This is a genomic window from Epilithonimonas sp., from assembly GCF_036780765.1.
In the GTDB taxonomy this organism is placed as follows: domain Bacteria; phylum Bacteroidota; class Bacteroidia; order Flavobacteriales; family Weeksellaceae; genus Epilithonimonas.
Window position 1 is genome coordinate 141507 of the sequence record NZ_DAIQCG010000001.1, and the last position, 23264, is coordinate 164770.

Here is a 23264-nt window from a genome sequence, read left to right on the forward strand (position 1 = left end):
CAATTTTATTTTGAAAATAAACTATCTCAGTATGACAATTTATTAACATTAATCCTTTTTCTGTTCAGAATAGATTGTAGTCAAAAACATACCAAAAGACTTTTCCAATCCTGTAATATCTCCGGATTTCAGGTTCACTCCACCGTAGATACTATCATTACTACGAATTTTGAAATTAGACAAAGAAAAATACAAAGATTGCTGTCCCTCTTTTCCTGACAATTTTACCGTTGAGCCCAATAACTTTCGGGTAGAAACTGTCATAACTTCATTATCGACTAATTTTAGTTTAAGAAAGCTTCTTGGCTTCACGTCGGTGGTTTTGTTATCGATATTGATTTTCTGAGTTTTGTCTGCTGAAGAAATTAGGAAAGCGACATTCTGCTCATCTGGGATTTCATCGGCATTCGTGTAATACAAATTCAGAATATAATAAGCTGGATCAAACTTTTGTATTGTTCCATCCACACTCTCAATTGGTTTCATAGAAAATGTATTAGCTCCTACTTGTTTGGCTTTTTTATAAATTTCTCCAAACATTTTTACATCATCATTAGAAAATCCATTCACCAATATTTCTCCTAAAAACTCTGATTTTGAAACATCCGATATCTTATAGAAAATTTTGTCTTTGTTATCATTCGTTTTATCAACTTTGTTAAGAATAACCGTCTGAAGATAAAAGAACTGAAAACAAAAAACTGAAATTAAAAATAATAATTTACGCATTCGTTAATTTTAAAATTTCTACACAATCTCTCAGGCTATTTTCCCAATGTTTTGGTTCGATTTGATAATCTTTTTCGATTTTGTCCAGAGACATTGTGCTCCTTTTCGGGCGTTTTGCCGGCGTCGGGAACTCTTCTGTTGTGATTGATTTTAATATAACGTTGGAACCTGAGAATTCTTTTATTTTACTAGCAAAATCAAACCAAGTTGTTTCCGGATAATTAGAGAAATGATAAATTCCGAAGGTTTTATTTTTTGCTTCGATGATTTCTAAAATCGCTTCAGCCAAATCATTAGCATTGGTTGGTTGACCAAATTGATCACCTACAATTCCCAACTCATCTTTAATTTCAAATAAATGAAGCATTGTTTTCACAAAGTTCTTGTTGAATTCCGAATACAACCAAGATGTTCTAATAATCACAGTCTCCGGATTGTTTTCCAAAGCTAATTCTTCGCCTCTTCTTTTAGAAGCACCGTAAGCACCGATGGGATCTGTAAAATCATCTTCTGAGTAGCTGAGGTTAGTTTCTCCATCAAAAACATAATCTGTTGAAACGTGAATCAATATTGCATTGTTATCCTTGCAAACCTGAGCCAAATTCCCAACACCTTCCGCATTAATCGCAAACGCTTTTTCAGTTTCTTTTTCTGCCAAATCTACAGCTGTATAAGCAGAAGCATTAATCACAAAACCCGGCTGATATTCTGCAAAAACAGTATCTACTTGTTCAAAATTCGTGATATCTACAACGGATGATCCCGTAAAATTGAAATCGTATTGATCATGGTATTTTGGTGCTAACTTTTGCAGACAATGTCCCAACTGACCATTTCCTCCTATAACAAGTATTCTTTTCATAACAATTTTGTTTTATTTTGAAGTCTCAAATAACCGACTCTTTCCTTGAATGTTTTGTGATCGATTTCAACCAAGAAATTCGAGAACTTTTCTAAGCTTTCATCCGACATCATCTCAGCTTTTCTAGTTTTCATATTGAAGTAAATGACTGTTAACCAAAAAACGGCATGGACTATACCATTTTCATCTTTCATCAATAATTCCACAACCGATGTCATATTATTCATCGCAATTGTTTTGCTGGTAATCTCAACTGTAGAATTGTATCTCACTTCTTTCAGATAAGCAATCTCATTTTGGATGGTAACCCAAGTACATCCCGTTTCTCTTGTGTATTGCTCATAAGTGAAACCATAGTTCTCTTCCACATGATCTTCCCTTGCGTTGAGCATATATTCCAAATATTTGACATTATTGAGATGCCCGATTGGATCACAATCTGCAAAACGGATTTTAAATCTTGATGAGAATTCTTTTTCCATAATTACTATTCCTAAAAAACCGTCCCGTTAAAAGAAACGAGACGGTTTTAGATATTAATTGTCTTAGTTTGATTAAAGACCTAATTCTTTTCTAACTGCTGGTGTAGCATCTGTTCCTGCTTTGTAAACTAAAGCTGGTGTAGAAGCATCAAACACATACTCATAACCTGCTGCTTTAGCTACTTTAGAGATAGCATCATTGATTTTTTTCTCAAGTGGCGCTAAACCTGCATCTCTTTTTTCTGCGATATCTTTTTGAGCTGCAGAATACATCTGCTGAAGGTTTTCCTGAAGTTTCTGAACTTCTTGGCTTCTTTGCTCATTGATAGCTGCTGTTTGTTTAGGAGCCTCATCCTGATATTTTTTCATCAAGTCCTGAAGAGACTTTCCTTGCTTTTCTAGTTCACCTTGTTTTGCAGTTTGCAGATTTTGCAATTGCTGATCAAGAGCTTTCATTTCTGGCATAGAAGTGAAAATTGCATTAACATCTACAGAAGCAATTTTCTGAGCGTTTGCAAATCCTGTTGCAAAAACCGTTACAACTGCTACTAATAATACACTTAATTTGTTCATTTTAAAAAGTTATGTTTATAATTTATATTAATTTTTATTTTGTGACTGCTTCTATACCACCACCTTTTCTTTGAGCACGTGTTCTAGGTGTCATTTTATCTCCAGCTTTACCTCTGCTACCAGAGCTTGGAACAGCATTATTTTTTTCATCTGATTTAGGTAAGGTTTTTCCTAATAACGCTAAAACAGCATCAGTATAGTCATATTTCTTATCCAAAAATATCACACTAATATTATTACTTTTATCAAGAACTATTCCTAAATTATTCTTTGTAGAAACAGTTTTAATCGCGTTCCATATCTGATCCTGATAAGGTTTAGTTAAATTAGAACGTAATTGATTAACCTCACCATTTGTTCCAAATCTTGCACCAATTGTATTACGTACACTTGCTTCCAAATCTACGATTTCTTTTTCTCTTAGCTTTAACTGATCACCAACAAGTAAAACTTTTTCATTTTCAAAAGCTTCTTTTTTTCTCTCATATTCTGCTTGTAATTTTTGCAAATCAGAACGCCATTGCTCCACCTGTGTATTGAGTCTGTTCTCCGCTTCTTTATACTGAGGCAATTTGCTCAACACATAGTTTGTATCTACCACACCAATCTTCTGTGCAAAGATTTGTGTGGTAGCAAAAAGAATTGTTACAATTAATGCTAATTTTTTCATCCTATAAAAATAGTATTTTATTTTATAATGGTTGGTTCATCAAGAAATGTTGTTGCCATCCTGATGGTTCTGAGCTTCCTAATGTTTTATCAAATCCATAAGCAAAATCAAATCCAATCAATCCAAATGCTGACATCGATACTCTGATACCTAAACCTGCAGATCTTTTCAATTTGAAAGGATTGTATGTTCCGAAACTATTCCAAGCATTACCTGCTTCTGCAAAGGTTAATACAAAGATTTTCGCTGTTTGGTTCATAGAAATTGGATATCTTAACTCTGCAGCAAATCTATTATAAATTGTTGCTCCACCATAAGGCGTGATATCGTAAGTTGATGATGAACTGAATCCTGTAGAAGAAGCATTTTCATAACCTCTCAAAGGCACCAATTCTCTACCATCAAATCTACCATTGAATAAACCTACACCTCCAACATAATATCTTTCAAAAGGTGGTGGACCTAATTCTTTGCTGTATCCGTTCAAGAATCCCATTTCTCCAGTAGTTCTAAGAACCAATTTCCCAATAACTTCGTTATAGAAATCAGCTTTTAACTTCACTTTATAGAATTCCATCCACTTGTACTTGTCCAAAGTACTCATTGTAGAATAATCTTTGTTACTGAACCAAGAATATGGCGGTGTAAACTTCAAAGACGCTTCTAAATTAGAACCATAAGTTGGAAAAACAGGATCCAAACCAGCTGAGTTTCTACTCAAACCAATATTGAAACTGAATGATTTTGTACTACCATTGTACTCCAACGCATCTCCAAAATAGAATGGATAATTACTGAAATCATAACTTTGATACTGTATCCCAGTATAAAGAGAGAAATAATCATCTGGCCATCTTAATAATTTTGTAAGACCTGCTGTCGCAGAGAAAATATTCATTTTCTGATCCCCCGTTGAATAGGAATAATTCACATTAGAGTAATTCAATCCAACACTCAATGATGTTTGTCTTGCCCCAAAAATCCAAGGCTCTGTAAAAGAAACTCCATAATTGGTAAAATATTGCCCTGCCTGAGCTTGTAGTGATAAAGTTTGTCCGTCACCTTGAGGAACCGGTTTGAAATCTTTGAACTTCAAAAAGTTTCTCAAAGAGAAGTTATTGAACGTTAATCCTAATGTTCCGATGAATGACCCTCCACCATAACCAGCTTGTAATTGCACCTGAGAAGAACCTTTTTCTACAAGTGTCCAGTGCATATTAACCGTGTTATCCTGTGGATTTGGTTTTACATCTGTTCCAATTTGTTGAGGATCAAAAAACTGCATCCCAGCTAATTCGAAGTAAGTTCTCTTGATATCAGATTTTGCGAACAATGTTCCAGGCTTAGTTCTAAGCGCTCTCAAAATTACGTGATCGTGTGTCGTAGTATTTCCAGACCAGGTTACACGGTTCCAAGTTGCTTTTTCTCCTTCATTAATTCTGATTTCCAAATTGATAGAATCTCCTTTAATCGATTTTTCAATCGGCGTAACGTTGGAGAACAAGAAACCATTATTCATATAAATGGACTTCAAATCAGAATCATCTTCTTTTCCGCCGTCTTCTCCAACTTTTTTGTTGAATCCTACTGCGTCATAGATATCTCCTGTTTTGTAGCCTAAAATTTTCTGTAAAAACTCTGTAGTAAAAGTCGTATTTCCGATGAAGTTGATATCACCGATATAGTATTTTTTACCTTCATTCAGTTTTACATTGATGTTATAACCTTTTTCGTTTCTAGTTACAGAATCCGAAACAATCGTAGCATCTCTAAAACCTAAGGAGTTATAGTAACTTATCAAGTTCTTCTTATCCTCATCATATTTATCCTGGATAAATTTGGAAGGTTTAAGAATACCTAACAAGAATCTTTTCTGCTTGGTGTCTTTGAATCCTTTTTTTCTAAGTTTTCTGTCAGATACACTTTCATTACCATCAAACTCGATTTTATCGATTTTGACTTTTTTGCCTTTTGCAACTTCAATGGTCCAATCTACAAGATTAGCATCTGTACCATTTGCTTTTTCCTGAATATTGATTTTTGCATCAGCAAATCCTTTTGCAATATACTCCTGAGGAATTTTATTTTGTAAACTGGAAACCAGATTATTATTAATCTTGGTTCCTGGCTTCAAGTTATTATCCTTAATAAGTTTTTCATTCTTGGATTTTCCAATTCCTTTACCCGTGAATTTGACTTCTCCTAATTCTTTAAGGTCTTGTAACGAAAATTGCAGGACAACATTTTGCCCTTCAACATCCTGAATATAGACCTCAACCTTAGAAAAAGATTGGGTTTCCCAAAGTTTCTTGACAGCATTGCTGACTCTCTGCCCCGGAATTTCTAACTTCTCTCCTTTCACAAGACCTGTAAAACGCAAAATCTGAGCTGGTGTGTATCTTTTGACACCGTCTACAACGATATCTTTCAGAACATACTCTTGTTTTTGGTTTCCTGCAAGTTCTGTGCTTTCTGCATTGTTACCCTGTGGAACAACCTGAGCGTGAAAATACACTGAAGCTGTCAACAAAATAATGGGTATAAATCTTAATTTCATTCTTATTGAAGTTGTTCTCTTTTCTAATATATTTTATGAAGAAATCTGATCACTAGTCATCCCGTATCTTCTTTCTTTATTTTGATAGTCTAATATGCACTGAAAAAAAGTATCTTTTGTAAAGTCCGGCCAAAGTACATCTAAAAACTGAAGTTCTGCATAAGCAATCTGCCAAAGCAAGAAATTACTGATACGGACTTCGCCACTTGTTCTAATCATCAAATCAACCACTGGAAAATCTTTGGTGTAAAGATGATTCTCGAACATTTTTTCATCAATATCTTCAACATTTACATTCCCATCTTTCACATCCTGACTAATTTCTTTTACGGCTTTCAGGATTTCTTTTTGCGAACCGTAATTCAGTGCTAAAATCAGATTTCCTTTGTCATTATTTTTAGTTAATTCTATCACATTAAGCAATTGATCTCTTACTAATTCCGGAAGTTGGGTAATATCTCCAACGACATGCATCCTCAATCCTTTAGTAAAAATCTCTTCTGCTTCCAACAATAATGTTTCTGACAAAAGATTCATAAGAGTATCTACTTCATCTTTAGGACGATTCCAATTTTCTGAAGAGAATGTATAAAGTGTAAGATACGGTATATGAATCTCGTTGCAGGCATTAATAACATTACGAACGGCAGTGATAGCATTTTTGTGTCCAAAGGTTCTTTCTTCTCCTCTGGATTTTGCCCATCTACCGTTTCCATCCATTATAACAGCAACGTGTTTCGGTAATTTATCTTTATTTATTAACTTTTTTAAGTCCTGCATAACTTTATTTGCAATAACAAGGTGGTCTTCCAAAGGAGTAAGACAAAATTAACGTTGCAGAATTAACCCAATCTTTAGAATTTAAATTGCCAACATTTCTCTGATCCATAAATTTTTGAACAAGGATTGCAGTATCATCTTTTCCAAGAGAACTTTTCACCGTCACATCTCCATCCTTCAACATACTATAATCCACCTGATCTGAGAATGTCGGACGGAAAGTGAACTCCCCAGACAATGCCCAGTTATAATTAAATTTATATTTAAGTCCTACACCAAAAGGAAGTCCCATTGTAAAGGCTTTCCCTTGTGTGTATCTCGCTTCTACGCTTGTATTTGTGATTGTTAAGTCTGCTTTTGTGGCATCCATATACAACCCCGAAACACCTGCAAAAATATACGGACTTATCATACTAATCTGCTCATCATTGACTGGTAAGAAATTATACTCAAAAAGTAAATCAGCCGATATCACCGAGTTGGTTCCTCTCAGTTGTCTAATTCTCCGATAATCTTCTTTCGCATATCTATCATCAAATTGAATGTTACTAAATCCCACATTAAGCCTAACGGTTTGATAAGGATTAAAATTCATTCTGTACATTACGCCACCATAAAAAGGAAGTCCATTCTGAGACACGTTTCCCAGAGGTTTCTGTAGAATATAGTTTGTTCTCCCGATATCTCCAACTAGATTACTCATTCCTAATTGTACCCCAATCTCGTGTCTCTGAGCTTTTGCAAAACTCAAAAAACAAAATATAGCGACAAGGGCATAGGTTAATTCTCTCTTCATTTTCAATATACTGAAACGTCTATTACTCAAAAATTTGGTGCAAATATAAAACATTTTTAGATTAAGGAACTTCTTAAAGTTTAGTTAAATAAAAACAAAAAAATATAATTTATTGTTATAAAAACGAACTTATTCCCAAAATAGTCTATAAAAAAATAAAAGCCTTGATAAAGACTTCTATTTTTTATTAAAAAACATTTTTAGCTTATTCCTTATTTTTATTATTGTTGGTTCTTTATAATTTTTATCTTCATCAAAGTAGCCGTAGCCATAACCGTAGCCATAGCCGTAACCATAACCTTTCTTCACAACAAAATCGTTGTAAACCAACCCCAGATTCGCTATCTCTTTATTGAAGTATTTTTCGGTAATCATCTTCAACATATATTTTTCGGTATACTCGTGACGAACAACATATATTGTAGTATCCGCTTTTTTAATCAACTCAAAAGAATCGGCAACCAATCCTACAGGTGGCGAATCTATAATAACATACTCATAGATTTCTTTCAATCTTTCTATGAACTTCATGTTATTATCACTCATTAATAATTCTGAAGGATTTGGTGGAATGGGACCTGAAGTAATAACATCCAATCCCGGAATACTTGTGTGATTGATGATCTCTTCCAGTTCAACCTGACCTGTGAGATAATTAGAAATTCCATTCTTGTTGTTGATTTTAAAATCACCAAAAATCTTTGGTTTTCTAAGGTCCATTCCCAGCAAAACTGCTTTCTTTCCGCTTAACCCGAGAATCGAAGCAATATTAATCGAAACATATGTTTTACCTTCTCCACTGATCGAAGATGTTACCAGAATAACTTTACTTTTCTGTTCTTCATCAAATAAGAATCTGAGGTTAGCTCTCACAGCTCGGAATGCTTCTGAAATGGAAGATTTTGGTTCTTCTAAAACTGTTAAATTATTATCATAACTATTATGGCCAATAACCCCTAGCAATGGGATTTTAGTTACTGCTAACAACTCTTTAAGATTTCTGACTTTACTATCCAATAATTCGGCAAGAAGAAGAAAAATAAGAGGAAGCAATAACAATCCTCCAATAATCTGCATTTTTGTACTCTTTACATCCGGAGCAATAGGACCTTGTCCAAGATTTTTTGCGCTGTCAATAATATTGAGGTTACTTTGATTGGTCGCAACACGCATTTGAGATTTTGCCTGTTCTGTTAACAAAGTATTATACGTATTTTCAATAATCTTATATCCTCTTTGGGCATCTAAGAAAATTCTTTGTTTTTCAGGAAGCGTAACAAGTTCCTGATCTATCTTTCCGATTTGGGCATTGATATCAGCAAGTCTGTCGTTATAACCTTGGAAATATTTTTTCAAGCCATCTTGGGAAGTATATTTGGCTTCATTAATCAATCGATTAATTTCGCGCATCGGCTCTGAATTTGGTGTATAAATCTGCGCCATTTCTCTGCGTTTTGCGTAGAGCTGTTTCAGTTCAGAAACAGAAGCATTGAAACTTCCGTCCTCAATCCCTGCAAGATTTAGATTGATAATTTTTTCTATGTTATTGGTACCTACAGAAGATCTGATATCATTCAGAGAATTGATTTTTTTAGCCAGCTCTGCTTTTTGAGTTTCAAGTGTCGTCAATTTTTCCAAGGTTTTGGAATCGATATTTTCCATATCGAAAAGACGGTTGTTGATCTTCAAATTGTTGAGAACTGTACCACTGGAATCCAGTTTTTTTCTGATTAATGATAAATTCTCATTAAGATATTCAACCGTATTTTGGTCAACTGTATTTTGGTCCAGCAATCTTTTTTTGATTAATTCCTGAACAGAATTATTAAGGAAATTAACGGTGCTGTTCAGGTTATAGCCAGTTTTAGTAATTACCATTATAGAACTCAACTCTTTGTCAAATTCTACAGCCAAACTACCAACAATCCCATTAACGGCCTGATTTACTGGAACAAGAGTGACAATAATATTATCTAGTCCCAGATTGCTCGCTGTTGGATTTTGAACTAACCTAAATTTAAGGTTAGGAGATTCATACCATTCATTCAATCCCAAAATTTTGTTTTTTGGTCTTGGATAAGAAGGTATAACTTCCATACTTTCCGTGTCATAATTATACAAATATGGCGACTGCCCTTCTTCCGGCAAAACAACTTCATATTTATTATTCCCCTTAGGTATCAGGCTAATTTGATAATTAACCTGCTGCAGGTGGTTTCTGTCAATTTCCAAAAACACAGGACTATCTTCCTGATCAAGATAAGTTGTTTTGATTAATCCTTTTGTAGTGTAATTGGTAATTAAATTCAGTTTTTTAACCAAATATTCATTATGGCTTCTTGACAATAATATTTTCTTCAGATAAACTCCATCCTGATTCCCGCCTTGTCCCCAAATGAAGTTGATAGACTGGTTGGGTGTAAAATAACTTGCTGTATTATTAGAAATACTTAATGATAAACTTGAAGAATAAACTCTCTGCGCATAATACTTGCTGTAAACATACGAAATACAGTAACCTATAAATCCTAGAATCACAAACCAATACCAGTTTCTTATAACTCGTTGTACAAAATGGGCAGGATCAAACAAACTGAAAGATCCCATTTTTTCAGCAACCTGCGCTGTATCTTGTGCGTTATTACCGTTTTTATCTGGAATCATTATAATCTAGTTATAATTAGATAAATAGACATCACCGTCGTAATCAATGACACTCCTGTAGTCAAAGTCTGTAGCGGCTCTTTTCCGAATCCATTGATACTTTTCCCATTGGTATTAAGGTAAATGATATCTCCATTTTGTAACCAATAGTATGGCGAATTCATAGCGTCTTCCCTTGTGAGATCCAATCTAGCTGTCTTTATACCTTCTGGATACTTTCTGTGAATCATTATGTTTTTACGATCGACAGTACGGTTAAGTCCACCATTCATTGCCAACGCTTGCATAATGTTAAGTTGTGTTACGTATGCCGTCTTCTCACCAGTGATTGCTGTCGTCTCCATATCTCCTAGGATATAGTATCTGATCCCATCGAGATTTAGTCTAACTTCTGATTTACCTTGTAAGAAATTGTCATTAACTTTTTCCTGGATCTCTTTGGTCATATCTTCCAAGGTTCTACCTTCCGCTTTCACATAGCCGATTCCAAAAATATTAACATCACCTTTAGAATCCACTTTCAATCCGTTAAAATAAAAAGTTGCGTTCCCTCCATTACCATTACCATTACCATTACCTCCACCAGTCTGACCTCCAGCCGCACCTCCTGCCTGTGCGCCATTATTAGCTCCAGCTGCAGATGCGTTGAGAGAAGAGTAAAATTGTGCAGCATCACCTTTAGGTGTTGTGACAACATTAAGAGTTAAGATATCACCTTTTGTAATTCTGTATTCTGGAACATTATAAGGAACCAATCCTTCTTCGTTGATTGTAAGGCTTTCGCTTGGTTGTAGATATCTGATATCTTTTTTGGAAATGCAGGAAGAGCAGAATCCAACTAAGATAAGTAATAAAAATATGTTAAAAATATAACGGTGTTTCATCAATGTTTGTTTTTGCAAAAATATAACAATTTTAATCTTTTTTGAATCGGAGTAAAAATATCGGAAGATAAGCCCCTAAAAAGCCTAACGAGACTATTATTAATAATAATTGATTGATGTTTATATGCCTTAAAAAATAAGCTACCAAAATTATAAAAATATAATAGATAATGATATAAGCGGTGGATCTACGATGTGTCAATCCAAGATTCAATAATTTGTGGTGGATATGATTTTTATCCGGAGAGAATACCGATTTTTTGTGATAAATTCTGGTAATAATAACCGTAAGCGTATCTATAATTGGTAAAATCAAAATAGCCACTGCAATTACCGGAGCCGATTGTAAATGATAAAACACATCATCCCTTTTAGCAATAAAAATATCAATAAAAGATATTCCGGTAAATGCTAACAAGAAGCCCAATATCATAGAACCTGTATCTCCCATAAAGATTTTGCTACTTCTTTTATTGGACAAATTATAGACTAAAAAACCTAAAGAAGCAGCAATTAAGATTCCGCAAAGGACAACCAAGGGATCATTATGACTTCCTAATCTAAAAAAACTAATTCCGAACAAAGCACTTGTAACAACGGTGTAACTACCTGCTAATCCATCTATTCCATCAATCAAATTAAAAGCATTAATCAAAATAATAAACGTAAGAAGACTGAAAGCTACACTCACATAATAATTAATCTCATAAACTCCGAACACGCCAAAAAGGCTTGTGATACGAACATCGGAACCAACAACAAGCAATCCCGAAACTAATATCTGAGCCAAAAGTTTTTTATAAGCTCGCAGAACCATGATATCATCCATCACGCCCACAAAAAACAGAATAATGAAGGAGGCAAATAAGAATTTGTAACGTTCAAATAATTCGTATGCAAAGATTGGAGCGCAAACTCCTAATGAAAAAAAGATAGCAATTCCGCCCAAGTTCGGGATTTTTCTCAAATGAGAACTTCTTGCGCCAGGCTCATCCATCAGATTTTTTCTTCTGGAAATTTTTATGATTGTAGGTATTGCGATGTAAGTAATGAGAAAGGAAAATGCAAAGCCGAAGAGCAGCTTAAAGTAAAAGAAAGATATTCCGGTGCTTTCTAAAAAAGTTTCGAAACTATTATTCATTCAGTGTTTTGGCTTGTTATTTAATTTGTCAATAACCTGACGAGCTTCCTCAACCTCAACAGACTTAAGATGTAATAAATTTTTTTTCTCAGGGGCAAAGATAGTAGATAATTCTTACCAAACCGTTTATATTGCAATATATCTTTATTTTTTAAGCTGCTATTTTTCATAAAACTATCTAGTTCTTGCGACATTTTATCAAAATCGTCAGCATCTTTAACGAAAGCCAAATATGCCAAAAAAGTATAAACGCCTTCCAGAATTTGAAATGCTTTTAAAGCTTTTGTCTGAGTAGAAAACTTGCTTTGCTTAAAATTTACGCTTACAGTTTCCACGGCTCTCAAAATATCCAAACCTTTCGTTGTATGGCTTTTACTAATAGAATCCTGTCTTTCCAAATATTGATAATGATAATTTGCAGTGAATGCCAAAGTTTTGCACTCTAGCAACAACTGCGGAATCAACTCTATATCTTCGAAATGAATTCCTTTTTTGAATCTTTTATCTTGAAATAATTCTCTTCTGAAAATCTTATTACAGGCAAAATAAGAAATATCAGAAAAAACAGAAAGGTTATTTTCTAACACAATTTTCTCTGGAAAATCCGGAAGTTGCGTTAGTTTCTGAGTAATATTTCCATTTTCATCAACCTTTTGAAGATTGCAAATTGCCAATTCTGCAGTATGTTTTTCGGCAAGATTGTACATCTCTTCAAACATGGTTTCGGAGACATAATCATCGCTGTCTACAAAGCCTAGATATTTTCCTTTTGCTCTGTCAATTCCAAAATTTCTTGCATCGCTTAATCCGCCGTTTTCTTTGGTAAATCCAAAAATTTTGTCCGGATAATCTTGCTGAAATTTCTCAATGATTGGTTGAGATTGATCTTTACTTCCATCATTCACAACAAGAATTTCGATTTCCTTCAAAGTTTGATTAACTAATGATAACAGGCATTTTTCCAGATATAACTCAACATTATAAACCGGAACGATGATTGAAACTTTGATGTCAGAATCCAAACTCATTGATTTAATTTCTTGTAAATCTCTGTCCTAAAAATCCTCTCTTTGCTTCATCAAAATCAGAACGCGAACACGGGATGCAATTATCAATATTCTCATCCTCGCCAAAATACCAAAGATTGCTGAAAACCTCTCTTTTGAAGGCGTATTGCTCGTCATTAATCAGAACATAAAAAGTTTCGTAAGATTTTTCTTTAGGATGCGATTTTTGGATATTAATTCCCTCGATCAAATACCAAATCATTTGTGCCAAAAGCTGATGATTAAGCTGAGAATCAGAATAGATATTATAATTGAAAATCCCAACAGATTTCAGTCTTTCACTCAACCCGATTTCTTTCATATAAGCACAAATCTCTCTCCTATTCAACCCATTCACTTGTGGATTCATAGAAAAAGCTTCGGCAAAAGTCTCGATCGCGTCACAATTAATTGTAACTAAATCTGCTTTTCGGAAATAAGGTTCAGTTTTCTCGGTGGAATTCATCATCTCCGCCAAACGAATGATGTCGAACTGAACTTCCTTGATGAGTTTCACAGAATCCATTTCGTTCAGATGTTTCTGATAACCCAAATGATGATAATTTTTTATGGAGAAATCTTTGGAACCCAATATTTTGCTTAAGAAAGTCGATTCGTGGATTTGTTCGTCTTCTTTAAGAGAAACAACATTGCTGATTTGCGTGTAATTAATATCTTTTTGATGATAATTAAGAGCAGAGAAAAGTGAAAACGCCAAATCATTGCTTCCACCAATAATTAACGGAACCGCGCCTTTTTGATGACAAGCCGAGAGAACTTCCTGCAAAATGTAATGCGAATCCTGAGGCGTTTTTCCGGAAACCAGATCGCCCAAATCAATAATAGGAATATCGAAATCAAGTTGTGATAATTTGTAAAACTCTCTTCTGATTCCTGTGAAGTCCTGACTTTCTGCATCGCCATTCGCACCACGATAATCTGAAACAAAAAGTAGAACAATACTATTTTCTTTGATTTCGTTCGTGATTTTGTTTCCGATTTGCCATTTCTCTGTTCGGAATTGTCTTGGCGCAATAATAAAGTCTTCGAAGTCCATAATTTCTAATCTACAATTTTTATAATAACGTCTTTTGGTATCTTTTTGGAAAATTCAATCAATTGATTTCTAAGTCTAAGCGTATTTTCTTCCTGCACAGAATAAAAAGAAACAGTCGTACCTCCACAAATATAATTGTCCTGAATCGTCAAAGTTCCAACTTTTGTAAAATAATCCGGCATTTTTACCCAACTATCATACACTAAAGCTACATCAAACATTTGATTTTTTGCGGTTTCAGCAACATAATTCTGAAGGTTTTTATTGTCCAAAAATTTACCGTGATCGTTCTTTCTGAGTTTTGCAACTTCAATACTTCCCAAACCATAAGTATCCAAAAGATGAATGTTACTGAAGTAAGTAATTGCGCCAATATCATTAGCTACAACTCTTGAATTTCTGTAATAGTGATGAAGAAAATCTGCTAACTGAATCTGCTGATCAAAGATGTTTTTGGAAGCAATAGGCTGTTTTTCCAACATTGTTCCGAATCTCATATAAAGTGTAATCAATAAAAGAAAAACGGTTCCGAATTTTAGAATTTTGTTGATTGAATTCTTCTGAAAAACCTCATCAACAAAAGGCGTAATTGCAAATAAAATAATCACAACTAAATAAGATTCATACCGAATCAGCCAGCCAAAGTTTGCAAATAAAAGATGAATCACAAATCCACAAAATACCACAATCGGAATGGCGTTTTTTGAAAGCTTTTCTGAAAAACTTTTCTGGTTCTTTGATCGGATAATCTGAGTTAATAAAATTAAAACCAATATCAGAACAGAAATTCCGCGATAGGCATTTCCTGCAACTCTTGTCAAGAATCCAACAATGCCATCATTTGTATTTCCTTTTAAAATTAAAGAATTGGGAAGAAAAAACGAACCGTGATCCACTGAAATCCAACCGTAAACCACAACTGGAATGATTGCAAATAGTCCTAAAGCAATGCTTATAACATAATCTCTCTTAAGAAAGAAAAGATAAATGCAAATAAAGAAAATGAAAAACAAACTCTCATATCTGAAACCTACTGCAATTATAGAAAACAAAGCAAGATTCGAGAAGTTTCTCGGCGTTTTAACTTCAAGATATTTTTGAAATTGGAGTAAAACCAAAATCATCGCTAATGTATGAAAAACGTGCTCCATCCCGGTCATTATCATAAGATGCAACGGCATTAATAAAACGACTGAAGATAAAACAATGATATAAGTTGTTTGAGAAAACTGTTTTAGATAACGATGAAAAATTAGAATTAATCCAACTCCGGCTACACTGTTAGCAATCAACGGAAGATACTCCCAGTTTCCGAATACTTTAATCAAAACCGCCAATAAAAATGTAAAAAGTGGAGAGGACGTTGTGGAAGAAAACTCATATTGGGTAATTCCCCACGTTTGAAATTCAGCAAAATTCTTCGCCATTGACAAATGAATATAAGCATCATCCAAAGGATAAATATATCTTCCTGCAAAATCCACAACCACCTGAATATTGAAAAAAATCAATAATCCAAGAATTAAATGTAGTATTAAAAGTGAGATGTTATTTTTCATCTGTTTTTATTGAGGAAACCAAAGGAAGTTTTGATATTTATCTGGTGTGAATCGCCCTGCATTTCCCTGATATTTCACAAACACAAAATAATAAAATATCATAAAAACGACAAAGAACAGGTGCGTCAACTTTTTCGTATTTTTATTATCTATCGCAGCAATAATATTAGTAATTACGAGCGCTGCAAATGCTAAATATACACCCACTAATCTTGTAGAAAAAACAGGATTACTTCTCATTATAAAATAAAGACAAATACCCATCACCAGAAGATTTCGCATATACTCATAATAATATATTTTCTCACAGGCGACTTTATCATAGGTAATTAGCAAGAAACTAAAAATCAAAATCTGTCCATCCATAAAACTGGATCCTGAAGATTCATAAGCAATGTATCCGTTATATCCATTCGAAACATCTTGGACATTAAGCGTATCCAAAAAGGAAGAAAACAAGTTATATATTTGAAACGGTGATAAAATCACACAAACAAGAATAGAATAAAAAATCCTGCTAGAGTTCATAGGAATCGTTGCCAGCCAATAAGCAGGTAAAAAGATAATGGTTGACTTATGAAATCCGTATGCTACATACAAACACAATAGATACCACCAAACTTTTCTGTCTTTGATGAATGTGAAAGAAAGCATACACATCGTCATCCCCAATGCTTGTCTCATATGTCCACTATCCGCGATGAAATAGCCTGGAATAAAGAATAAGAGAATTGCAAAAACAGGATACTTGGAGTCTTTATAGAAAACCATCAGCTTTCCTCCAATTGTGATAATTGCACTTACCAATGTAAACTCTTTGAAAGGAAAACCAGTTGCATATATCCACTTATTGAGCATCGCATACATCCACTCTACATCAATTCTAGATTGGCGAAACAGCATTTTATCGACCAATTGTCCATAATCAATTGTAGGAAAATATTGGTTGTACATAGAATCGTAAACCGGATAATCTGCCCCCACATAGCGTCTATAACCAATGGCAATAACCATATAAATACCAATCGTCCAGAAAATAAATTTCGGAGTCTTAGAATTCTCGTCTCTGTTAACCTCTACAAAACTATAAAGAATTAAAAAAACAAAGATAATGGTGAAGATGGGGTGTAAAAATGCCATTAATTGCCTTTGTGCTGTGTGTTTTTCTGGTTAGAATCTTCAAATATAATTCTTATTTTAAGATTATTAAACAAGTATTAATTTGATTTAATTTTTCAGATGCCAATTATTTTTTAATCATTTTTTAATAAATATAATCTCACTGGTTCTTCGAAATATTTGAAAGCCAAAGATGCCATCACCAAATTAATCAAAACCCAAATAGCCTTTTTTCACGAAGAAATTATCCATCCCACCTGTATAAACACAAAAATGGTAGAGGAAAACCCAAAATGCAGCATAAAAGCGTAGTCCTGTTAAATTGTTCAGCATAGCAATGTGTTTTACCAATAAAAATTCCCAATCATTTGCATCCCAAAAGTCTGGAGAAGACAGAGATAAAACAGGATTTTAAAGTTATCAGAGCTAATGTCCTTCAACAAAATCAAGAAATAAGGCACCAAAAACAAACAAGCTCTCGCTGTTTCGCCCGTTCCGTAAGCACCTGTCAAAAGCATTGTTGAAATCGCCGTGATGGCTGAGAAAAATAAAACATTCCCATTCCGGTTTTCAAAAACTTCTGTGCCAGATTTCTTAGAAAAGAAAACGGCTAAAAATCCAAAGGATAAAAACAGAAAAATTTCGCCAATATCCTCCAATCTTGTCATCAGATAAACAAATGGCTGATGGAATAATCGGAAACCATCTGGATTTTCGGAGTGTGATGCGAGTAAAAATGTTTCTAATTGATTATAGCCCGTTGTTGCATAAATTATTGTGAAATTCAAAACAAAAACAACAGCACTCATCAAACTTAACCAGACAAAATTCCATTTTCCATTTAAGATGAAATAGAAACTGATACAACCTAAAAAAGCGAATAGAAATAATCCAGAGAAGGTCAAAAGATTAGTCAGAATCAATCCTAGAGAAATCAACAAAAACGAAACAGAATCTATTTTATTCTGATGAAAAATTCTCGCAAATCCTAATAGAAAAATCAAGGTTGACGTCAGAACCAACGCATCAATCGACACCAAAAGATAGATATTAACGGAAGGAATCACGGCAAACAAAAGCAACATCCACTTCCTTCTGGTCTCTTCAAAACCGAGATAAACTAAAATCTTATAAAACAACGGAAAAGACAAACTTCCGATGGCAAAAAACACAATCGCAAGCGTCTCGATATTAGAAATATTCAGAATCCAATAATGCAAAAGCGTTACAAATGGCGGATGCGTTTTGGTGTGCATCTGGAACTGCTCCAGATTCTTCGAGAAATCTCTCAACCAAATTTGTCCGTCGGCAATCGCCAAAGCATCGGTATAATATTGTCTTCCTTTCAGATAAAACGGCTGCAGAAAAGCAATATCAAAATTCCCCTGACTAAGATTGCCTAACAAAACCAAAATAATGGCAATCACAAAAAGAAGAATAACCTTCAGTTTTTCAGAATACCTGAAAGCAAAAATCCCTGCAATCAAAAACAGAAACGCAAACACAAATCCGCTCCACAAAAATTGATTGGGATAGATGACAGAAATCGGGAAAAGAATCCCGGTGCCAGTGTAACCGCCCTGCTCCTGATAATAGAAATTGGCTCCGGCAAAAGCAATCCAAATAAAAATTGCTACAAAAAAAACTAACCAAGGAAAGCCCTTCAGCCTTGTCCATCGTAATTTTTCGCCCATTCAGAATAGTATTTTGGTGATTAGAATGCTCAAAAATATTAATATCTCAGAAAACCACCTCAGCTTTTGTCATATTTTATTGATAACCTTTACCCACCGCATCAACCTTTATGTATTTCACACATTTTAACACACAACCATTCAATTATAAAAAAACAAACATCTTTTTTATTGAATAATTTTATTAATTTTAACAGAATAATCCATAAAATTAATAAACAATGAGTACAAAAAACCAAATCAGCATCGAGATCCCACCTGCAGTATTGGCAGAAGCTACCGAAAAACTTCAAGAAGTTAGAACTTTGCTTTCGCCGTATGTGCAAGCCTTGGCACCAGGTGAAAAAGCATCGATTTTCAAAATGGGAGACAAGACCGTTGCTACCGTACAAAAAGTAAAAGACTACACAGAAACCAATCCGGAATTTGCTCCTACTTATATGGATACACGAGAGTTCCTAAAGGATGAAGCTGTGGTAACAGGACTTTCGCCACTTCGTAATTTAGCGACACAATTGGCTTCTGACCTCAGCGACACCATTACCATTGCAGGTAACGAAGCGATTTTGTCAGCACTACTTTATTATGGCGCTGTGAAAGAAGCCTCCAACAAAGGTGTAGCCACTGCAACACCAATTTACGACGACCTCAGCAAGAGATTTACAAGAAAAGGCAACAAAAAGAAACCTGACACAGAGTAAAATCACTTCTCAAACTATCTAAAAGACTCTTTTACACTCAAAAACCAGTATAAAAGAGTCGTTTTTGAGTATAAAAGACTCAAATTCCAGTCTCCGAGACTCAACGTTGAGTCAAAAAGACTCGAAATCCAGTATAAAAGACTCGTTTTTGAGTCTCGGAGACTCGATGATGAGTGTAAAAGACTGGATGGTGAGTGTTTTTGGGTGGATGGGGAATTTTGTTATATTTGAACATTAATACTAAATTTCAAAGAAATTTGTAATCAAAATGGAAAATCCAAAAATACAACCCGATAAAATAACCAAACCAATACAACTTCTAGCAGTTTGGTTCGCAGGCCTAGTATTATTAGTAGGTCTTTTATTGACAGGTGCTAAAACAATTACTGAGCCGAAATGGGTTGTTCCTATTTTAGTTATTTCGGCAATATTAATAATTCCTATTTTTTTATATTTTGTTTTTCTTCTACAAACTAAGTATAGACCGCAAATGCAAGAAGATACATTTTACTCCAAATATCTCGATACCTCAACGAATCAAACTGTCATTCTAAATGAAGAAACCAAAATTAATTCAACAGTCATTGAGTTGCAAAGTCAAATAATTCAACTTACTGAATCAAACAAAACTTATCTTTCAAAAATTGAAAGTTTAATTAAAGATTCTAAGTCAAATGATATTATAAAAATAGAAGAAATTCAATCTTATATAAAATCTTCAACAGAGAATATAATTAGAGTTGAAGAAAATATTAAAAAGTCACAGTTTCACATTAAGTTAAATAGATTGCTTCCAAGATTTTCTGAATATAGACTTGAAATAATTAAAAATGGATTTGAAAATCTAGAAGAATTCACGGGAGGTAGTAAAAAACCTTTAGAAAAATTTCTGATTTCTGTTGGAAATAATGTTGAACCTACATTTGTGTTAGAACTGATCAAAATATTGAATCCTCTCGGATTAGATTTAATTAATCTAATTGATGACGGACTCGAAAAAGATACGAGAAAAAATGAGGTTGTAGTAGGATCTCATTCATTTCAAACTACTAAACGAATTACTCTTAATATCGATTCAATATTCTTGGAAACTTTAGCAAACATTGATAATAAAGAGTTATTTCATTCAATGTTCAGATAAAATATGTCGAGGATTTGCAATCCGTGACTAATATTCAAAGCACGGATTACAAATCCGCGCTATCCAATTTGAGAACAAACAAAAAAAAGCACAGACCAAAAATCTGTGCTTTCGTATTTTATTTAAAACTTTTATTTCTTAGCAGCAGGCTTCTTCGCCGGCGCTTTCTTAGCAGTTGTTGCTTTTTTTGCAGCTGGTTTCTTAGCGGCTGGTTTTTTCTTTTCAGCAAAAGCTTTTGGGTCTTGTGCTGTAATCCATTTTTTCACCTCATCCAAAGAAACATCTTTTAAGTCGTCTGCTTCATATTTGGAGTCATCTTTCTTTTTCGGGATTTTGTAGATGTTTTTGCCGTGTTTTACAATCGGTCCCCATCTTGCGTTTTCGATAGAGATTTTTTCCGCTTCCCAATGCTGGATGTATCGGTTGGCTTCTTTCTCCAGTTTGGCATCAATCAATTCATTGATATCGTTTTGAGACAGATTGTCGAAGTTATAACGTTTCGGAACGTTGATGAAAATACTTTGATATTTGATAAAAGGTCCGAATCTTCCGGTTCCTTTGGTCACAGGTTCGCCTTTGTAATTGGCAATCGGTGCATCTGCAACTTTCTTTTCGTTGATGATCTCTTCTGCACGGTTTTGATCTACAGAAAGCGGGTCTTCCCCTTTCGGAATACTGATGTAAGTCTCGCCCCATTTCACATAAGGTCCGAATCTACCAACACCCACAGAAACTGGCTGACCATCTACGTCGTTCAAATCAAAAGGTAACTTGAACAACTCCAAAGCTTCCTCCAGCGTGATGGTTGCAATATTTTGATTGGACATCAATGAGGCAAAGGTTGGTTTCTCCTCATCATCCTGCTCGCCTATCTGGATCATCGGTCCAAATCTTCCGATTCTTGCGTGTACGTTTTTACCGGTTTTAGGATCAACGCCTAAGATTCTTTCGCCATTCGCACGGTCTGCATTTTCTTCAACATCTTCAATCCTTGGATGGAATTTCGAATAGAAATCTTTCATCATCTCCTTCCACTTTTGGTCGCCGTTGGCAATGTGGTCAAAACCTTCTTCTACTCTTGCAGTGAAACCATAATCAAGAATCTCAGCAAAATTGTTGATTAGGAAATCATTCACCACTTCACCAATATCCGTTGGAACGAATTTATTTTTATCGCCACCAAACTTCTCTTCAAGAACTTCTTTTTTGACGCCGGTTTTGCCCAAAGTCATTTTTACGATTTCTCTCGTTTGTGGTTCTATTTCTCTTTTGTCAACATATTCACGATTCTGAATCGTTTGGATTGTTGGTGCGTAAGTCGATGGACGACCAATTCCCAATTCTTCCAGTTTCTTAACCAAACCAGCTTCTGTAAATCTAGCTGATGGTCTTGTGAATTTTTCTGTTGCTGTTATTTTTTTATAATCTAAAGCTTCGCCAATTGCTACTTTTGGCAACAATTTTTCGTTGCTTTCGTCATCGTCATCCTCATTTTTTACAATGCCGTAAGCTTTTAGGAAACCGTCAAAAACAATCACTTCACCTTGTGCTTCGAAATGTTGCGGCAATTTTGTATTCCCAATTTCGATAACTGTTTTTTCGATTTTCGCATTTTCCATTTGAGAAGCCAAAGTTCTTCTGTAAATCAATTGATATAATTTATTCAACTGAACATCCCCGATGGACTTCACAGAAAAATCTGTCGGACGAATTGCTTCGTGCGCTTCCTGAGCGGAAGATGATTTGGTAGTATAATTTCTTGGCTTAGAATAATTTTCACCATATTCTGAAATAATCTGCGCTTTTGCACCATTGATTGCTTCCTGAGAAAGATTCACGGAATCGGTTCTCATATACGTGATGAATCCTTCTTCGTAAAGTCTTTGTGCCAGACGCATTGTAGAAGTCACATTATAACCCAATCTGGATGATGCTTCCTGTTGCAAAGTCGAAGTCGTAAACGGAGCAGATGCTGTTCTTGTTCCCGGTTTTGTTTCAACATTCAGAACTTTGAAGTCTGTTGTTTTTGCCAATTCTAGGAAGTTCTCTGCATCAGCTTCTTTCTCAAAGTCTTTCTTTAGTTTTGCAGCAATTTCTTGTTTTGCATTGTTCAGGAAAATACCCTCCAATTTGAAACTAGGCTTCGGAACAAAAGCTCGGATTTCCTTTTCTCTTTCTACAACTAATCTTACCGCAACTGACTGAACTCTACCTGCAGACAAACCAGTTTTTACTTTTTTCCAAAGAACCGGCGACATCTCGAAACCAACGATTCTGTCCAAAACTCTTCTCGCCTGTTGCGCATTAACCAAATTTTGGTCGATATCTCTTGGATTATCGATTGCTTTTAAAATCGCATTTTTCGTAATCTCGTGGAAAACAATTCTTTTTCTGTTTTCTGATTTCAGTTTTAACTCATCTGCCAAATGCCAAGCAATAGCTTCTCCCTCGCGGTCCTCATCGGAAGCCAGCCAAACCATTTCTGCTTTTTTAACAGCGGCTTTCAGTTCTGCAACCAACTTCTTTTTATCAGCAGAAACTTCATACTCAGGTGTGAAGTTCGACAAGTCGATTCCCATCCCTTTTTTAGGCAGATCACGAATGTGTCCGAAGCTGGACTTAACCTCGAAATCTGACCCTAAATATTTCTGAATTGTTTTTGCTTTTGCCGGAGACTCGACAATTACTAAATTTTTTGGCATCTAGAAAAATTTTTGCAAAAGTAGGAGTTTTTTTATTACTAACCATTTTAGAAATAATTTCTATTGTCTATACCTTATATATATTATTGATTTCATAATGTATATTT

At 34.6% G+C, this 23264-nt stretch carries 20 protein-coding genes; 2 read left to right on the top strand and 18 right to left on the bottom strand.

The window, feature by feature from the left end; translation table 11 throughout:
• Window positions 1-48 precede the first annotated feature (48 nt).
• The 17 genes from V7P73_RS00720 to V7P73_RS00800 form a co-directional block, all read right to left on the bottom strand.
• Window positions 49-729 carry a hypothetical protein gene (locus V7P73_RS00720; protein WP_333850617.1) on the bottom strand — a complete coding sequence of 227 codons (681 nt, stop codon included), beginning with the start codon at window positions 727-729 and terminating at the stop codon, window positions 49-51.
• A complete protein-coding gene (rfbD, locus tag V7P73_RS00725; protein WP_333850618.1) occupies window positions 722-1591 on the bottom strand; it encodes a dTDP-4-dehydrorhamnose reductase in 870 nt (289 codons plus the stop codon). Before rfbD ends, V7P73_RS00720 begins: the two co-directional genes overlap by 8 nt.
• Window positions 1588-2073 carry an acyl-CoA thioesterase gene (locus V7P73_RS00730; protein WP_333850619.1) on the bottom strand — a complete coding sequence of 162 codons (486 nt, stop codon included), beginning with the start codon at window positions 2071-2073 and terminating at the stop codon, window positions 1588-1590. Before V7P73_RS00730 ends, rfbD begins: the two co-directional genes overlap by 4 nt.
• A gap of 72 nt (window positions 2074-2145) precedes the next feature.
• Complete coding sequence (locus V7P73_RS00735) at window positions 2146-2646, bottom strand: OmpH family outer membrane protein (protein WP_333850620.1); 501 nt, start codon at window positions 2644-2646, stop codon at window positions 2146-2148.
• Window positions 2647-2680: 34 nt separating this feature from the next.
• The gene (locus V7P73_RS00740; protein ID WP_333850621.1) at window positions 2681-3316 is read right to left on the bottom strand and encodes an OmpH family outer membrane protein; all 636 of its coding nucleotides are present in this window, start codon (window positions 3314-3316) and stop codon (window positions 2681-2683) included.
• Window positions 3317-3338: 22 nt separating this feature from the next.
• Window positions 3339-5873 carry an outer membrane protein assembly factor BamA gene (bamA, locus tag V7P73_RS00745; RefSeq protein ID WP_333850622.1) on the bottom strand — a complete coding sequence of 845 codons (2535 nt, stop codon included), beginning with the start codon at window positions 5871-5873 and terminating at the stop codon, window positions 3339-3341.
• Window positions 5874-5906: 33 nt separating this feature from the next.
• Window positions 5907-6653 carry an isoprenyl transferase gene (locus V7P73_RS00750; protein WP_333850623.1) on the bottom strand — a complete coding sequence of 249 codons (747 nt, stop codon included), beginning with the start codon at window positions 6651-6653 and terminating at the stop codon, window positions 5907-5909.
• A gap of 4 nt (window positions 6654-6657) precedes the next feature.
• Window positions 6658-7449, bottom strand: coding sequence for a type IX secretion system protein PorG (gene porG, locus V7P73_RS00755; protein ID WP_333850624.1), 792 nt, complete (start codon window positions 7447-7449; stop codon window positions 6658-6660).
• Between the two features lie 177 nt (window positions 7450-7626).
• Window positions 7627-10113, bottom strand: coding sequence for an exopolysaccharide transport family protein (locus V7P73_RS00760; RefSeq protein WP_333850625.1), 2487 nt, complete (start codon window positions 10111-10113; stop codon window positions 7627-7629).
• On the bottom strand, window positions 10113-10997 hold the full coding sequence (locus V7P73_RS00765; protein ID WP_333850626.1) for a polysaccharide biosynthesis/export family protein: 885 nt from the start codon (window positions 10995-10997) through the stop codon (window positions 10113-10115). The genes V7P73_RS00760 and V7P73_RS00765 overlap by 1 nt, the downstream gene beginning before the upstream one ends.
• Before the next feature lie 31 nt (window positions 10998-11028).
• Window positions 11029-12138 (bottom strand): glycosyltransferase family 4 protein, encoded by a 1110-nt coding sequence (locus V7P73_RS00770; protein ID WP_333850627.1) that lies wholly within the window; start codon window positions 12136-12138, stop codon window positions 11029-11031.
• A gap of 20 nt (window positions 12139-12158) precedes the next feature.
• Window positions 12159-13166, bottom strand: coding sequence for a glycosyltransferase family 2 protein (locus V7P73_RS00775; protein WP_333850628.1), 1008 nt, complete (start codon window positions 13164-13166; stop codon window positions 12159-12161).
• 4 nt (window positions 13167-13170) lie between these two features.
• A complete protein-coding gene (locus tag V7P73_RS00780) occupies window positions 13171-14241 on the bottom strand; it encodes a formimidoylglutamase (protein ID WP_333850629.1) in 1071 nt (356 codons plus the stop codon).
• A 5-nt stretch (window positions 14242-14246) separates the two neighbouring features.
• Window positions 14247-15800, bottom strand: coding sequence for a hypothetical protein (locus V7P73_RS00785; protein ID WP_333850630.1), 1554 nt, complete (start codon window positions 15798-15800; stop codon window positions 14247-14249).
• A gap of 6 nt (window positions 15801-15806) precedes the next feature.
• On the bottom strand, window positions 15807-16940 hold the full coding sequence (locus V7P73_RS00790; protein WP_333850631.1) for an EpsG family protein: 1134 nt from the start codon (window positions 16938-16940) through the stop codon (window positions 15807-15809).
• Window positions 16941-17126: 186 nt separating this feature from the next.
• Complete coding sequence (locus V7P73_RS00795; protein WP_333850632.1) at window positions 17127-17252, bottom strand: hypothetical protein; 126 nt, start codon at window positions 17250-17252, stop codon at window positions 17127-17129.
• A gap of 11 nt (window positions 17253-17263) precedes the next feature.
• Window positions 17264-18613 carry a hypothetical protein gene (locus tag V7P73_RS00800; protein ID WP_333850633.1) on the bottom strand — a complete coding sequence of 450 codons (1350 nt, stop codon included), beginning with the start codon at window positions 18611-18613 and terminating at the stop codon, window positions 17264-17266.
• Between the two features lie 221 nt (window positions 18614-18834).
• On the opposite strand from V7P73_RS00800, the gene V7P73_RS00805 reads away from it, so the two are divergent.
• Window positions 18835-19314 carry a hypothetical protein gene (locus tag V7P73_RS00805; protein ID WP_333850634.1) on the top strand — a complete coding sequence of 160 codons (480 nt, stop codon included), beginning with the start codon at window positions 18835-18837 and terminating at the stop codon, window positions 19312-19314.
• 268 nt (window positions 19315-19582) lie between these two features.
• A complete protein-coding gene (locus V7P73_RS00810) occupies window positions 19583-20455 on the top strand; it encodes a hypothetical protein (protein WP_333850635.1) in 873 nt (290 codons plus the stop codon).
• Between the two features lie 131 nt (window positions 20456-20586).
• Here V7P73_RS00810 and topA read toward each other — a convergent pair whose 3' ends face one another.
• Window positions 20587-23157, bottom strand: coding sequence for a type I DNA topoisomerase (gene topA, locus V7P73_RS00815; RefSeq protein ID WP_333850636.1), 2571 nt, complete (start codon window positions 23155-23157; stop codon window positions 20587-20589).
• Between the last annotated feature and the right edge of the window lie 107 nt (window positions 23158-23264).